Raw genomic sequence first — 13,355 nt, 5'->3', positions numbered from 1 at the left:
GCCGGTGCGATCGTGGCCGCCACCTTCTGCTGGGGCACCTCGGCGTCGCTTTCGAAGTTCAGCTTGACCGCGTTCGGCCCAATGACACTGCTGACCGTCGACCTTGCCATCGCCACGGCAGCACTGTGGACGGTGCTGCTGCTGCGCCACCGGTCCCGGCCGCAGCCGGTCGTCGCGGACCGGGGCCGGCTGGCCGTGCTGGGCCTGCTTCAGCCGTGCCTCACCTACGTTGGCATGATCTGGGGTCTCGCGTACACCTCTGCCAGCAACGCCGCGGTTCTCGCCGACACCGAATCGTTCTTCGTTGTTCTGCTGGCCGCCGTCTTCCTGCGGGAACGGCTCACCGCTCGGGTGCTGCTGTGCCTCGGCCTCACCGTCACCGGGGTATGGCTGCTGGAGGGCGGGCTCGGCGGCGGGCTGCACCTCGGCGATGCCCTGGTGGTGGCCGGAGCGCTCGCCGCGGCCGGCTACGCGATCGTCGCGAAGGCGTTCCCGCCGCGGGTGGACACCCTCACCATGACCGCGTACCAGTTCCTATTCGGACTGCTCTGCCTGGCACCGCTCACGATCGCGCTGTGGGTGAGCGGGCGTGAGCAATTGCCGGGTCCTGCGGATCCGGCGGCGTGGGGCACGGCGGTCGCCGCCGGCCTGCTCGGTTACGCGGTCAGTTTTCTGCTCTTCAACTACGGTCTCGCCGCCATTCCAGCGGGTGAGGCCGGCATGCTTCTCAACCTGATTCCGGTGTTCGGCGTCGCGGTCGCCATGGTCTCCCTGGGCGAGCGGCTCACGCCCTGGGAGGTCACCGGGGCGGTCACCGTGGTCGGTTCGGTGCTGCTTTTTCCGCGGACGCGCTCAGACCTGCTCGAAGTGGAAGTCGCGGATAAAGCAGTCCCGGGGCTGGGTGACCGCGAACAGGACGCATCGGACGATCGAGTCTGCGGTCAGCGGTGAGGACACGGTCCTGGGTGCGGTGTCCCAGCCAGCGGTGAACGGGTCGGGATTGTCGAAGTCCGGCGGGTAGAGACCGACCACCCGAATGCCCTCGGGACGCAGCCGGTGTGACAGGATGCGGGCCAGGCCCGCCTGGGCCCACTTCGCCGCGTAGAAGGCCTCGTGCGCGCCGGACCGAAATTGCCGGGTGTGCCCGCGGCGGACACCATCATCACGATGTCCCGGGCCGCGGACCGACGCAGCAGCGGCAGGAAATGCTTGACGGGGCGTGCTGGGTGGTGAGGTGCTGGCGGAGTGGCAGTCGGGTCTGGATGATTTGTTTGCGGTGATCGCGGGCCGGTTTTCGCGGGTGGAGCCGCGTCGGTTGGCGTTCGCGTATGTGCGGGGGTTGCTGGCGCCGTTGGAGCGGCGTAACGGGTGGACGATCGCTGAGCACGCCGGCCGGAGTTCGCCGAATGCGGTGCAGGAGATGCTGTACAGCCCGTGCTGGGAGCCGGATCTGGTTCGTGATGATGTTCGCGGTTACCTGGTCGAGCATCTCGGGGATCCGCAGGGTGTGCTGATCGTCGATGACACCGGGTTCGTGAAGAAGGGCCTGCGGTCGGCCGGTGCGCAGCGGCAGTACTCGGGCACCGCGGGCAAGGTCGAGAACTGTCAGATTGGCACGTTCCTGGCCTACGTCTCGCCGAAGGGCCGGGCGTTGGTCGATCGGGAGTTGTACCTGCCGAGGTCCTGTATCTGTGATCCGCAGCGGTGTGAACGGGCGGCGGTGCCCGACGACGTCAAGTTCGCTACCAAGCCCGAGCATGCCCGGACGATGCTCTCACGGGCCATCGCGGCGGGGGTGCCGTTCGCCTGGTTCAGCGCCGACGAGGCGTTCGGGCAGAACCCGGGGCTGCGAGACTGGCTTGAGGAACAGGACATCGCGTATGTGATGGCCACCCGCAACGACGACGAGGTCCCTGCCGGCCTGCACACCGTGAGCCCGGTCAAGGCCATGATCGGCAGGATCCGGGCCGGGGCGACGAGTTACAGATTCTGAGGCACTGAAACCACGCGGCACTGGCGCCGGCGCTCGTGACTTGCGCTCTCCGGGGAGCCGGCCTACTCACATGCCGCCGATCGTGCGTGCCGACAACCTGCGAGGTGTCTGGGCCTGGTGCGGGCGAGTGCGGACGCGGTGGCGAGAGGTCGGCCGAGCCGGCGGGCTGTCGGCCGCCGAAGCCGCAGGTTCGGCGAGGGGGGGGGTCTAGCTCGGGCTGCGGCCAACGCACGGTCGACCCAGGGGTGAGAGCAGATCAAGGTCGCTTCCCGTGGCTGTTTGCGTTATGGGGGCTCTTCGAACTTAAGCGGGGTTGAGGTGTCCGCGGTGCCGGCGGGTGGTGGCGGCACGGGTTCGTAGGCGTTGACTTTCGGGGTTGCGGAAGCCGTAGGCATCGCGGGCGACGGTCTTGATGACGCGGTTGGTTCCTTCGGAGCCGGCGTTGGTGATGCCGGTGTGCAGGAACGCGTGGATCTGCGGCCACCAGGTTTCGATCGTGGCGGCAAGCCGGTGGAGTTCAGGCAGGTCAGAGGCGGCGCAGCGGGTGTAGAAGCGGTGTAGCAGCCGGTGGACGTGTTCCCGGTCAGGCTGGGTGCGGGCGACCGCGAGCAGGTCAAGCAGGTCTTCTTTCGCGTTCCACGCGGTCAGGATCGGGGCGCCGATCGCCGTTGGGAGGGCGTCGAGGGTGTCGACCAGGCGGTCGACGTGCTTTCCGGACATGCGGGCAGCCGAGCGGGTCAACCGGTTGCGCATCCGCCATTCCGGGTCGCTGCCGCGGCCGCGGCGGCCCCGCTGGGTGAGGGTGGTCCGGCGGCGGACTTCGGTGACGGCCCGGTTGGCCAGTTGCACGATGTGGAAGTGGTCGACCACCAGCACCGCGTGTGGCAGCGCCTGCCGGATGGCGGCCTTGAACACGGTGCACATGTCGATCGCGACGGCTCGAACCTGGCCGCGCCAGGCCTGTGGGCGGGCGGCGAGCCAGCTGGTGACCGTGGCGGTGGTGCGGCCTTCGACCTGGGCGAGCAGCCCTTGTCCGCCGGACAGGTCGCAGAAGCCGACGTGCCACCGGTCGGCGGTAGTGGTCCATGATTCGGCCTGCTCGTCGTATACCCAGCGAGGCTTGCCCCGACGGACCTCGTCGATGCCCAGCACCGCGACCGGCTCCGGCTCGGCCGGCAGCACCTTGGTCGCGTGGGCGGTGAACGCCTCAGCGACGGCCGGCCATGACAGGCCGTGGTCGCGGGCGGCCTGCACGATCGTGCGGCCGGCGTCGGCGACGGCCGCCCCGGCCGCCTGCCGCAACCGAGTGGTGAGCCGGGAACGGGCGGGTACCTGGGCGACCTGCTCAGTGAACGACCTGCGCGGGCAGCCGGCCGTCGGGCAGTACCAGCGTCGTTTCCGCCAACGCAGCCGCACAGGCCGGCCACCCACCGGCAGATCCCGCGGCCGGGTCGTGGCCCACTGCTTCACCCGGACCGCTCGCTGCCCACACTCCGGGCAACATCGTGCCTGTTCATCACCGGTGGACAGGTCCACCACCGCGACGCCCTCGGCGTCCACCTCGACCCGCTCCACCACCAGGCCGTCCAGCCCCAGCAACCGGGTCGTATCGTTGACCATGCTCGCAGCTCTTCACTTGTGACCATCCGAACTCGACACTCAGATGATCACCGACGGGCTGCGAGCACCTCACGCTCGGGTCGGCTCCAGCCGCGAACCCCGCTCAACTTCGAAGAGCCGTTATGGGACGGTTGTCGTGGCGCGAACGAGCGCAGTCCGGGATAGCCTTGGCGTATATGGCTACCTATCGCAGCGCCTCAGTGCTTCTTTCCTCGGACGGCATCAGGACTCCCGGCACCGCCGCGCTCTTCGCCGAGCCCGCTCGCAAGGGTGGGACCCCGCCGTGGGCAGGCGACTTCCGACCCGCCAACAGCGCCGGCAGCGGTCCCAAGAACGCGGTCGGGCAGACCTTTACGTTGGAGCTGCCCGACGGCAGCACCGGCAAGGTCGTGGTCCAGAGTCTCAAGCGCGGGAAGGGCGGCGTCGTGCTGGCGTTGATGGGCGAGGACGCACCCCCCTTCTGATCAGGAACCTGATCGCCGCCGACGCCACCGGTTGGAGACGACCGGTGTGCGACCCTGCCGATGTCGATGCGTTCGGGTAGCTGCCGGGCGCATTGCCTCACCCGTGGCTGGGCGTCGACGAAGGTCAGATGTACCGATCTGCCGCAAGCAGCGCGCAGCGCCTCGGACGGATGCCACAGATGGCTCGCGGCTATGCCGATGAATGGATGGCGGCGGTCGCGAGCGGTTCGGGATGTCACCGCGCGTTGTGGACTGCTCGGGTGATGTCCTGCCGCAGATGTACTGCCTCCTCCTCGCGGTTACACAGCAGCAGTACCTTGAAGGGGACGATCTTCCCCTCCGGTTGGTCGAGCGGGCTGGCCCAGTGGTGAACTGCCCGGGCGAGAATGCGGAAGAGTGTGTGCTGGTCGTGGGTGCTGTCCGGCAGCAGCCGGGGCGCGTTTTCGACGATCACCAGGTAGCCGTCCGCCGGCAGCCAGTGCAGATCTGTGAGGCAGTCGGACAGTGCGGCCCAGTTCCAGCCGAAGTAGCTGGGAAAGAGCAAGGCGTCCGAGAAGTCGTAGAAGACCTCTGCCGCGAAGCGTTCGTCACCGACGGTGATGGCACCGTGGCCCGGCGGGAAACGATCGTGCCGACAGCACGTTCCGGCGGCGTGGGTGGTGTCCTGTTGGCCCAGCAGCAACCTCGGCGGTACCCCGGAGAATGCAGCTCGTCTCCCTCAGGATCAGCGCCAGGACGCGACCTTCTGCGCCCGCCGGGTGTCGCCGGAGGGCTGAGCCCGTCGTTCGAGTCCCACAACTGCCCCGGCTACGACCTGCGGTACATCGGGTTCGAGCTGTGAATCGACTCGTTCGAGTGCAACTCGACCTTCTGGTCGGACGCCTCGTACACTCGCGTAACCCCATCGGCGTGAGTCGATCGCAAAGGGCCGGTACGGTTCGAACGAGTGCGGGCGCCGCAGGAGGTACGAATGACCGTCTGGTGGATCCTCTACGGGCTGGTGGTCGGCGGTGGGCTGGTCACATCGGTGGCGATCGTTGTCCGTGACCGGCGGCCGCGTCCCGAGGTTGCTCGTTCGCTGGTCGCAGGCTATGGCAATGACGTGGACGTCGCGGTCCTGAGTGGCGGGATCGTCCGAGGCATCGATGCCGGCGTGGTCCGGATGATCGATGACGGACTGGTCCGGGCCGACCCGGGGCGGCTCGGCCTGACCCCGGCCGGCGAGGCGCGCCTAGCCGAGGCATCATATCGCGACGACGGGCTTCGGCTGCTCGAAGCGGTCCGTGACGTCGGCGAGCGCGGCCTTGCCGCTGTCCGGGACCGGGCCCCGGTGGCGGGCCTACGGGGGGCGCTGGACCGGGCCGCCGTCGACCGGCTGATCGTTAGCCCGCGACGCCGGAAGTGGGAAGCGATGACGGTTGCCGCCCCGATGGGGGCCGGTGTCCTGGTCTTCCTCATCGGCATGTTGAGCACGGCCCGGGCCTACCGGGAGTTCCAGGAACTGGAGTCGTCTCCCGGCCTCGGGCTCGCGATCTTCCTCGGTTTCATGGCAATGATTCCTGCCGCAGCCATCTACGTACGCAAGCACGGTTACACCGGACCCGACCCCACCACGACCCTGGGACGCGAGGTGCTGAGGCAGCTTGGTGACGGCCTACCGGCGCGTGCGGGTGAGGCTCCTCGGGTCGCGCTCGGCGGCTTGGCGGCAATCAGTGACGACGGGCTGCGCCGCAATCTCGCATCGGGAATTACCGACTCACGGTGGAACATCCGGCCGAAGCGCGACGACTTCGCCGACGTGAACGCATCGTTCGCGGCGTATGTGATGGACGGGGGCGGAGACGGGGGAGCAGATGGCGACGGCTGACGGGTGGACATTGCTGTCACCACGCTGTCGAGTCGCGAGTTCAACCAGGACACGGGCCGAGCCAAGATCGCAGCGAAGCGGGCCGGTCTTTATCACCGACCGAGGACGCCCGAGGCATGTGCTGTTGATCTTCGAGGATTATCAGCGGCTGACCGGCCCTCATACAGCCTGCGGTCAGGCGGTCAGGGCCGCCGCGCCATCGTACGGCCGTCCTGCTGCTGCCAGTGGGCGGGAATCCGAAATCGGTTCTTGGCTCGTCGCGTTTCCCCTCTGGTACCTCGATGAAGAGCAGTCGATGCGTCCGGTCCCGAGAGAGGATCATGCATTCCTCGTGGCCGGCTCGTTCGGATCATCAGGGTCCTCGACGTAGTCGAGGACGGCCTGCCACCAGCGGCACAAGGCATACGCATCGGCACAGTCGACGCTGGTATGGGAGATGAAGGAGGTCACCCGGGCATCGTTGCAGGACCCACCGACGGTCGACCGGATTGCGACCCCAACCACGTACTCAACTGCCGCGAAGCGCTCGTCACCGACGGTGATGTCGGCACCGGTCGCCGGCGTCCGGACGTAGCCGATGAGCGGACCGGCCGGTCGGACTCACTCACACAACGCGCGCGACCCTCCGCGCCTCGTCACGATCCGTGATTCAAAGGACGGTCCGGCGCTACGTGCCCTGCCGGCGAGGGCTGCTGTGGCGCCCGGTTGACGGTGGCGTAACGGTTCCACGTGCCGCCAGCGGCTTCGACGTGGCAGTGTGCGGTGAACTGGGCGAAGCCGAACGCCGTCGCTGCGACGGGTGGCGGCACGTCGAGCACGAGTCGGCGCAGCGCCGAGACGCGAGCGCGGCCAACGTGTAGGCCGACACTCGTTACCCACTGCCGCAACGCTGTATAGCCAACCGGCTGGCCCGGGCCCCGTCCCGGGAACAGCCACCGGCAGGACGCGTTTGCTGGCACGGTGAGGTTCTCTCGGCTCGCGTATAGCTCGAGCAACAGTGTGGCGAACGGCTGCGGCACCGGGCTGGGTGGATCTCCGAGCCGAATCGCAAGGTCATCGTCGCCGACGATGATGTTGTCGAGGGTGAGTACGCGGACTCGGGTTACTGTAGTGCGCAAGGCCCGGCGCCGTCGCGAGCAACGAAGCAGGTCACAGCGCTGAGATCAGAAGATGATCATTAACGTGACCCAAGTCGGGCTGCGACAAGGCCAGGGCTCAGTCGCGGCAACGTCTTCGTCGGGAAAACGTCCACAAACGCCGGCTCCGAGCGATACCGGGCCGGTGCCCGACGAGCGGACCGCACGTAGTCCCGGCAATGTGCGGGTGCCGGGCGGCTTTCCGATGGAGCAGGGCATCCGGTACATAAATGCGGTTGCCGAGGGATGGGCGTTGTGGAAGTTTCACTGCCCATGACCGTTGGGGCGCTGTCCGGGTGCGTGATCGTGTCCGGGATGCCGGGGGCGGGAAAGTCGACGGTGGCGTCACTGGCTGCGGGGCTGTTGCCTCGGGCGGCGGTGGTGGGCGGGGACGACGTCTGCAGGATGATCCGCAGTGGGTTCGTCTGGTTCATGGGCGAGCCGGCCGAGGCCGCGCTCCGACAGGATGAGCTCTGCAACCGCAACATGTGCGCGCTGGCCAGCAACTTCGTCGACTTCGGCCTCACCGTGTTTATGGACACGGTTCTGGCTGATCGAGCTGAGCTGGACTTCTTCCTAGCCTTGTTGTCGCCCCGGCCTGTGCGCCTGGTGACCCTCGCTCCGGGAATCGAGGTCTGCAAGCACCGGAACGAGACGCGACCGCTGGAGGAGCGGTTCAACTTCGATGGCTACGAGCGCCTTGACGCGGACATGAAACGCGAGTTCAGTGACGCCGGCTGGTGGTTCGACACGTCGGCTCTGACGCCCGACGAGACAGCGGAGAGGGTTGTCGCACAAGCAGCCGACCGAACAGCCCCACTGCAAGCCGGCTGGCACGAGTGGCTGAGGCGCCTGCACGGCGTGTAGCCGCCGACCATACGTCCTGGCCTGCGGGACGGTACGCCGACAGCGGCGACTAGCCGAGGGCCTGTCGGAGCCACTCGCAAGTGCCGTGCTCTCTCGGGTTGTCGCGCTGACGCGGCACGCCGGAACCGCTCGGTGTCGCTCCGTCGGGTGCCCCCTGTCGCCAGGTCCGGGAGCGACGTCGTCGAAAACCGCCCTTCGCGCCGACCACACTCCGTAGTGGCCGTGTTGGTCGCCCACTGGCCGCCAGCGGGCAGTTCGTCCTGACCGTTGACACGATGCGTGATCGATCGATAACCGGTCTTGCCGCGATCAGTGCGTTGTCCACAGCGCCGATCGATCGGATGCCATGCGGTGGCGGCGAGGCGGGCGGCTGCGCAAGCGGCTACAGCGCAGCGGCCCATTGACGGTCAGCCTCGGATATAATTCGACCAACATGAATGTCTGACGTAGGAGGAATCGTGGTGCGTAGCGGGTTTTCGCTCTTCTTCGCGGCAGTCGTCGCTCTGGCCGGCGGCGTGGTCGGCCCCGCGGATGCGACGCTCGCCGGGCAGCCCGCGCCCGCGTCTGCGTCCGCGGGGACTCTCACGCCGCTGCCGCCGCCCGGCCAGCCAGTCGTGTCCGAGCTGACGTCGACGAGTGCGCGACTCACCTGGACTCGCCCGGCCGGGCCCGTGTTCCGTTACCAGATGAAGCAGTTTGTCGACGGCGCCTGGCAGGGCTACGCGTCGATGCCCTTCAACACCTTCGTCGTCGATCTGACCCCAGGCGGCACCCGCACTTTCGCCGTTCAGGCCCACGCCCTGGTGGGCTCCGGCTACACGAGCGGCGAGCTTTCGCCGCCGGTTACGGTCACCGCCCCGTGGTACTGACCGGGACTCAGCCCTCAGGTTTTACCACTGGCCGTGACTGGAGCCGATCTGCGCCAGACCGACAGATGATCACCAAGCAAGATCCACACGGAGTGACCAAGCCGAGCGTCAATCGTCCCAATCCTGCAACACCACTTGACCAGGAAACCAGGATGGAACAAGGCCATTGATCGGCATCCGCATCTGCCGCCGTCCGCGCACCGGCCGGACCGCGGCTGTCATGGTCATGATTAACGCTTCGTGCGCCTGGACGCTTCAGGGTCCCGAGTCGAGCGAAGGTGTGGTCCAGTGCGGGCTGCGAAGCTATCGACCCGTGGTGTCGCTGGTGACTCCGGCGTTGTGACGGAACGCGAGAAGGTCTAACGCGTGGGGGAGCCGGATCGGCGGATCGGACGCCCGCATCGCCTGGATGCCGGCGTCTGCTCGCCTCTCACCGCTTGATTACGTTTCCGCTCATAGCCGCCGGGCGTGCGTGCGCCGGTGCCGGCACCTCCGGCGCCTTCGGTAGCTGCCGACTTCGGGCGTGGACAGCTGCGGGGGCGCACGGACAAGTAGCCGATGTGCGGATGCCGGATACCGGAAGCTCGGTGCGGTGACCGCGTTCAGGCTGCTGTTGGTTCTAAGCGCGGGACCAGCGTTAGGCGGAGAACGGGCCTCGCACCGTGACACCCCCATCGACGACAAGGCTCTGCCCGGTCACGTAGGACGAAAGCGGCGAGGCCAGATAGACAGCCGCCGCCGCGGCGTCGTTGGGGACACCGAGCCGGCGCATCGGAATCTCGGGCACCTCGTCGGCGGGCTGCGCAGCATTTGCCACCGCAGTTGCGATGGCGCCGCACGCCACGACGTTCATGCGGATCCCGTCGCCGGCGTACTCCGCAGCGACGGTTTTGGCGAGGCTCGCGAGGCCGGCTTTGGCCGCGCCGTAGCCGGCCTGCATGGGCGCAGCCATGACGCCGGTGACCGAACCAATGCTCACGATGGATCCGCCCTGTCCCTGGGCCAGGAAGGCACGGATCGCCGCGCGGGCCGCGCGCGCCACATAGCCGAGGTTCATCTCATACGCCAGATCCCAGTCGTCGTCGCTCATCTCGTGCAGCCGTACCGCCGGCACGAACGCGACCTGCCCGCCCACGACGGTCACGAGCGTGTCGAGCCGACCGAACTCAGCGACGGTGGAGGCAACAAATGCGTCCACCGCCGGCCGGGACCGTACGTCACCAGCAAGCGGAACAGCACGGGCGCCCGACCCGGTCAGCTCCTCGACGGCCTCTCGCGCCCGGCCCGGATCGATGTCAGCGACAGCGACGGCTGCGCCAGCCCCGGCGAACGCACGCGAGACCGCGCGCCCGATTCCTTCGCCCCCACCTCCGACAACCAGTGCATTCATGCCGTCGAGTGGTTGATCGAAGCTATTCATGGCCGGATCTTGCCATATCGATCGGCGTCCTGGCGCTGACGCACGGATCTGCCGCCCTGCGTGCGCGCCGGTCGTCGGTGCGTTGCCACGGTCGGTGACCCCAGATGCCGCGGCACGCGCTCCTGCGTCGATGGCGATTGCCGACTCCTACTCGCCGGCCGAGTGCCAGACGCGTTCGAACTCGTCTCGGCCGATCATGTACGCGCTCCAGTCCTCCGGGTCATCAAGGCTGACCTGACCCAGACCTCCATACTGGTCTTCCTCGTGGTCGGGCCCGTAGCGGAGCACAGGGCCAGCGTCGTACGCCTCCACTTGGCGGACAGGCCAGCCGCTGTCATCGACCTCCCGCTGTCATCGACCTCGAAGTACCAGACGGAGTGTCCCCAACCGTCGAACTCGTCGCCCCGCGAGTCATCCCAACGACGGCGAAAGTAACGGCTCGGCATGACGAAAGCGTACGGCGGCTCCGGCACGCTGATCTGCCGCGAAGCGCTCGGACGCTGTCAGTGCCGGCTCGGGACTATGCAGAAGGGGTGCCCGGCCGGGTCGGTGAGCACCCGGAACCGGTCTCCACCCGGCTGGTGCTCAGGCTTGGCCGCACCCAGCTCCAGCAGAACGCTTCCGCTGCGCCGATGTCGTCGACTGCGAAGTCGAGGTGTAGTTGCTGGGGCACGCTCTGGTCAGGCCAGCGGGGCGGCTGGTAGTCGTTGACCCGCTGAAAGCCGATGAACAGCCCGTCATCCCGGGTGAGCCCGGCGAACTCATCGTCGGACTTGGGGTGCAGTGCGAGTCCGGTGGCCCGCTGGTAGAACGCGGCCAACTCCAGGGGGTCGGCGCAGTCAAGCGTGATCGCCGCGAGGGTCAGCGTCGAGCGCACGGGCCACTCCTTCTTGGTGACGTGGCGGCAAGTCCAAGCAGGGTACGTGCCTGCCGCCGTCCGACTGTGGCGGCCGCCCGGCGACGCGTTCGGACCGGTCAGATCACCGCGGATCGTCGAGGTAGCCGACGTCCGGGGAGCCCGACGCGAGGTGGACACGATAGCCCCAGTGTTGTAAGACTTGTGCGACTCTCGCGGCGCCGCCTGGGTTGGCGGAGTGGACATTGATGACGCCGATGTCGAGGGGTCGCTTCTCGAAGGCGGCCTGTTCCAGGATTTCCACGACCGGCCAGATCGTGTCGTCCTCGCCCACCCAAGTCGTGGTCGAGCCACAACTCGTCCAGGCGTCCGTCCCGGTACCGCTCGAGAAACTTGACTCCGGCAGCGCTCGTACGGGCCACCTCGGCCCTGCGGCCGTTTACGAACGAACGGAGGTCATCGACCAGAACGACCGTTCGGTAGGCATTCACGCGATGATGATGCCTGGCGCCGTCATGATGCGCCATCCAGATCTGCCGCTCCCGGCGTGCTGGCGTTCATCACCGCTGGTAACGCACGGTAATGTATGGCTACCTCTCCTGCTCCCGCTTCCAGTGCCATGCCGGCCGACCAACTCGTTGTGCGAGCCGCAGTTTCCGCCTTCCTGGGCCGCTACCGTGGCCAGACACGCATCCATACTGAGTCCGACCTGCGAGTCTTCCTGCGCTGGTGCGCCGACCACGGCCTGCACCCGCTGGCTGCGGTGCGGGTGGATATCGAGCGGTACGTGCGCTGGCTGCAAGACGTCCGCCGGTACCAGCCCTCGACCGTGTCCCGCCGGCTGTCCGTCGTGGTCGGCTTCTACCGGGTCTGCGTCATCGACGCCATCCTGGAGCACTCGCCAGCCGACTACGTCCGCCGACCCACCGTGCCGGCCGAGTCACCGACCCTCGGACCGGGGCACCTACAGTTCGAAGCCCTGATAACCGCCGCCCGCACGTCCTCGAACCCGAACGACTTCGCCTTGGTCGCCCTCCTGGGCCTGCTCGGGCTGCGGATCTTCGAAGCCTGCGGGTCGAACATTGCCGACCTGGGCGAGGAACACGGCCACCGGGTCCTGCGCGTGCGCGGCAAGGGCGGCAAGGTCGTGCTCGTCCCGCTGCCGCCGGCGGTGGCCCGAGCTATCGACCGGGCCGTCGGCGAGCGCACCAGTGGGCCGATTTTGCGCAACACCCACGCTCGGCGGATGGACCGGCACGCCGCCACCCGCCGACTCAAACACCTCGCCACTGCATTTGCCGAATTGAGTGCATCCGATCTTGTCTGCTCGGGCGGTGGATGTCGCGCCTAACAAGGCTGCGGATGGTCAAGGAGCCGACCAGCGACTTGAACATGTGGTTCGTAGTGCCCGGTTTCGTGGGCTCGGGGTGGCTGCTGTTTCGCCAGGGCGGTTTCAATGCGGTTGACGTCACCGCGTTCGCCGGGTGGCAGCGGCGCGCTGGCGGACTCGCGCAGCCGGGCTGCCGCGCCGAGCAGGCTCTTCGCGCGCCTTGGCTCGCCTGCGAGCAGCTGGGCGCCAGCTAACCCCTCCAGTGCGAGTGCGATGGCCCTCGGGTCGCCGGTGCGCCGGGCCGCGGCGAGCCCTTGCGTGTGCAGGTCGAGGGCCGCGACCTGGTCGCCGCGCTGCTCAGCGGCGAAGCCCAACTCGGCGAGGATCAGCGCCGCCCCGTTGTCCGCCTCGAACGTGCGGTTCCATTCCAGCCATGGCCCGAGCAGGGCTTCGGCCTCGGCGTACCGGCCTCGGCGGCGCGCGGACAGGCCGAGCCCCACCTCGGCGAATTCCCGACCGGCCAGGTCGCCGTGCTCGACGGCCACCGCCCGCCCGCGTTTGTGTAGGTCGTCGGCGCGGTCGTGGTCGCCTTCCAGCAGGGCGATGCGGCCGAGTTCGGACCAGCGCATGGACACGTCCGGCCACAGTGCGAGGTCCTCGGCTAGCTCGACTCCTTCTCGGTGCCAGCCCGCCGCGGCGGGGTAGTCGCCCGCGATCTCAGCGAGTCTGCCGAGCACGGCGCCGGCTTGGGCCTGGCCCCAGCGGTCACCGGTCCCGCGGAACAAGGCGCGGCTTCGTTCGGCGTCCTCGGCTGACTGTGAGCATGGCGGGGTCGGTTCAGCAGTGGTGAGCTGATAGCCGGCAGCAGTGGGTGTGACTCTTCGTCTGACTGGCTTTGTGTCTTTGGCGGGACTTGTCCGTCCGCTGCTGCCG

General features: G+C 68.0%; 13 protein-coding genes and 3 pseudogenes. 7 read left to right on the top strand and 9 right to left on the bottom strand.

Features of this window, described 5'->3' with window-relative positions; all coding sequences use genetic code 11:
• The first annotated feature begins 12 nt into the window (after nt 1-12).
• A complete protein-coding gene (locus tag E1193_RS07035) occupies nt 13-951 on the top strand; it encodes a DMT family transporter (protein ID WP_165945666.1) in 939 nt (312 codons plus the stop codon).
• On the opposite strand, the pseudogene E1193_RS32970 reads toward E1193_RS07035, so the two are convergent.
• Nucleotides 853-1,211, bottom strand: a pseudogene (locus tag E1193_RS32970) (SDR family NAD(P)-dependent oxidoreductase); the annotation flags it as partial. The gene E1193_RS07035 and the pseudogene E1193_RS32970 sit on opposite strands and share 99 nt — an antisense overlap.
• A gap of 23 nt (nt 1,212-1,234) precedes the next feature.
• Here E1193_RS32970 and E1193_RS07025 point away from each other — a divergent pair.
• Nucleotides 1,235-1,993, top strand: coding sequence for an IS701 family transposase (locus E1193_RS07025; RefSeq protein ID WP_165945665.1), 759 nt, complete (start codon nt 1,235-1,237; stop codon nt 1,991-1,993).
• Between the two features lie 303 nt (nt 1,994-2,296).
• On the opposite strand, the gene E1193_RS07020 is transcribed toward E1193_RS07025, so the two are convergent.
• Nucleotides 2,297-3,613 carry an ISL3 family transposase gene (locus E1193_RS07020; protein WP_132181381.1) on the bottom strand — a complete coding sequence of 439 codons (1,317 nt, stop codon included), beginning with the start codon at nt 3,611-3,613 and terminating at the stop codon, nt 2,297-2,299.
• Between the two features lie 176 nt (nt 3,614-3,789).
• Here E1193_RS07020 and E1193_RS07015 point away from each other — a divergent pair, with 176 nt between their 5' ends.
• Nucleotides 3,790-4,077: a hypothetical protein gene (locus tag E1193_RS07015; protein WP_243707348.1), complete on the top strand. Its 288-nt coding sequence runs from the start codon at nt 3,790-3,792 to the stop codon at nt 4,075-4,077.
• 235 nt (nt 4,078-4,312) lie between these two features.
• Here E1193_RS07015 and E1193_RS07010 read toward each other — a convergent pair whose 3' ends face one another.
• Complete coding sequence (locus E1193_RS07010; protein WP_243707347.1) at nt 4,313-4,759, bottom strand: barstar family protein; 447 nt, start codon at nt 4,757-4,759, stop codon at nt 4,313-4,315.
• A 288-nt stretch (nt 4,760-5,047) separates the two neighbouring features.
• Between E1193_RS07010 and E1193_RS31750 the strand changes: the two genes are divergently transcribed.
• Nucleotides 5,048-5,944 (top strand): hypothetical protein, encoded by an 897-nt coding sequence (locus E1193_RS31750; protein ID WP_165945664.1) that lies wholly within the window; start codon nt 5,048-5,050, stop codon nt 5,942-5,944.
• Nucleotides 5,945-6,262: 318 nt separating this feature from the next.
• Here E1193_RS31750 and E1193_RS33690 read toward each other — a convergent pair whose 3' ends face one another.
• Nucleotides 6,263-6,394: a VOC family protein gene (locus tag E1193_RS33690; RefSeq protein ID WP_279433301.1), complete on the bottom strand. Its 132-nt coding sequence runs from the start codon at nt 6,392-6,394 to the stop codon at nt 6,263-6,265.
• A 959-nt stretch (nt 6,395-7,353) separates the two neighbouring features.
• On the opposite strand from E1193_RS33690, the gene E1193_RS06985 reads away from it, so the two are divergent.
• Together E1193_RS06985 and E1193_RS06980 are read left to right on the top strand one after the other, a co-directional pair.
• Nucleotides 7,354-7,947, top strand: coding sequence for an AAA family ATPase (locus E1193_RS06985; RefSeq protein ID WP_132181473.1), 594 nt, complete (start codon nt 7,354-7,356; stop codon nt 7,945-7,947).
• 458 nt (nt 7,948-8,405) lie between these two features.
• Nucleotides 8,406-8,816 carry a fibronectin type III domain-containing protein gene (locus E1193_RS06980; RefSeq protein ID WP_132181375.1) on the top strand — a complete coding sequence of 137 codons (411 nt, stop codon included), beginning with the start codon at nt 8,406-8,408 and terminating at the stop codon, nt 8,814-8,816.
• Between the two features lie 637 nt (nt 8,817-9,453).
• Here the strand turns inward: E1193_RS06980 and E1193_RS06975 are convergent.
• From E1193_RS06975 to E1193_RS06960, 4 genes and pseudogenes are all read right to left on the bottom strand, one after another.
• Nucleotides 9,454-10,206, bottom strand: coding sequence for an SDR family oxidoreductase (locus tag E1193_RS06975; RefSeq protein ID WP_132181471.1), 753 nt, complete (start codon nt 10,204-10,206; stop codon nt 9,454-9,456).
• 177 nt (nt 10,207-10,383) lie between these two features.
• Nucleotides 10,384-10,524 carry a hypothetical protein gene (locus tag E1193_RS32965; protein WP_243707344.1) on the bottom strand — a complete coding sequence of 47 codons (141 nt, stop codon included), beginning with the start codon at nt 10,522-10,524 and terminating at the stop codon, nt 10,384-10,386.
• A 215-nt stretch (nt 10,525-10,739) separates the two neighbouring features.
• A pseudogene (locus tag E1193_RS06965) lies at nt 10,740-11,113 on the bottom strand (VOC family protein).
• Between the two features lie 103 nt (nt 11,114-11,216).
• Nucleotides 11,217-11,583: pseudogene (locus E1193_RS06960) on the bottom strand (cyclic-phosphate processing receiver domain-containing protein).
• A 149-nt stretch (nt 11,584-11,732) separates the two neighbouring features.
• On the opposite strand from E1193_RS06960, the gene E1193_RS06955 reads away from it, so the two are divergent.
• Nucleotides 11,733-12,443, top strand: a complete 711-nt coding sequence (locus E1193_RS06955) for a tyrosine-type recombinase/integrase (RefSeq protein ID WP_207922604.1) — start codon at nt 11,733-11,735, stop codon at nt 12,441-12,443.
• Here the strand turns inward: E1193_RS06955 and E1193_RS06950 are convergent.
• On the bottom strand, nt 12,440-13,207 hold the full coding sequence (locus tag E1193_RS06950) for a tetratricopeptide repeat protein (protein ID WP_207922603.1): 768 nt from the start codon (nt 13,205-13,207) through the stop codon (nt 12,440-12,442). The two genes, E1193_RS06955 and E1193_RS06950, sit on opposite strands and share 4 nt — an antisense overlap.
• Nucleotides 13,208-13,355: the final 148 nt, after the last annotated feature.

Origin of the sequence: Micromonospora sp. KC606, assembly GCF_004348675.1 — a bacterium.
GTDB lineage: Bacteria > Actinomycetota > Actinomycetes > Mycobacteriales > Micromonosporaceae > Micromonospora.
This window is presented reverse-complemented; position numbering and strand designations above follow the sequence as displayed.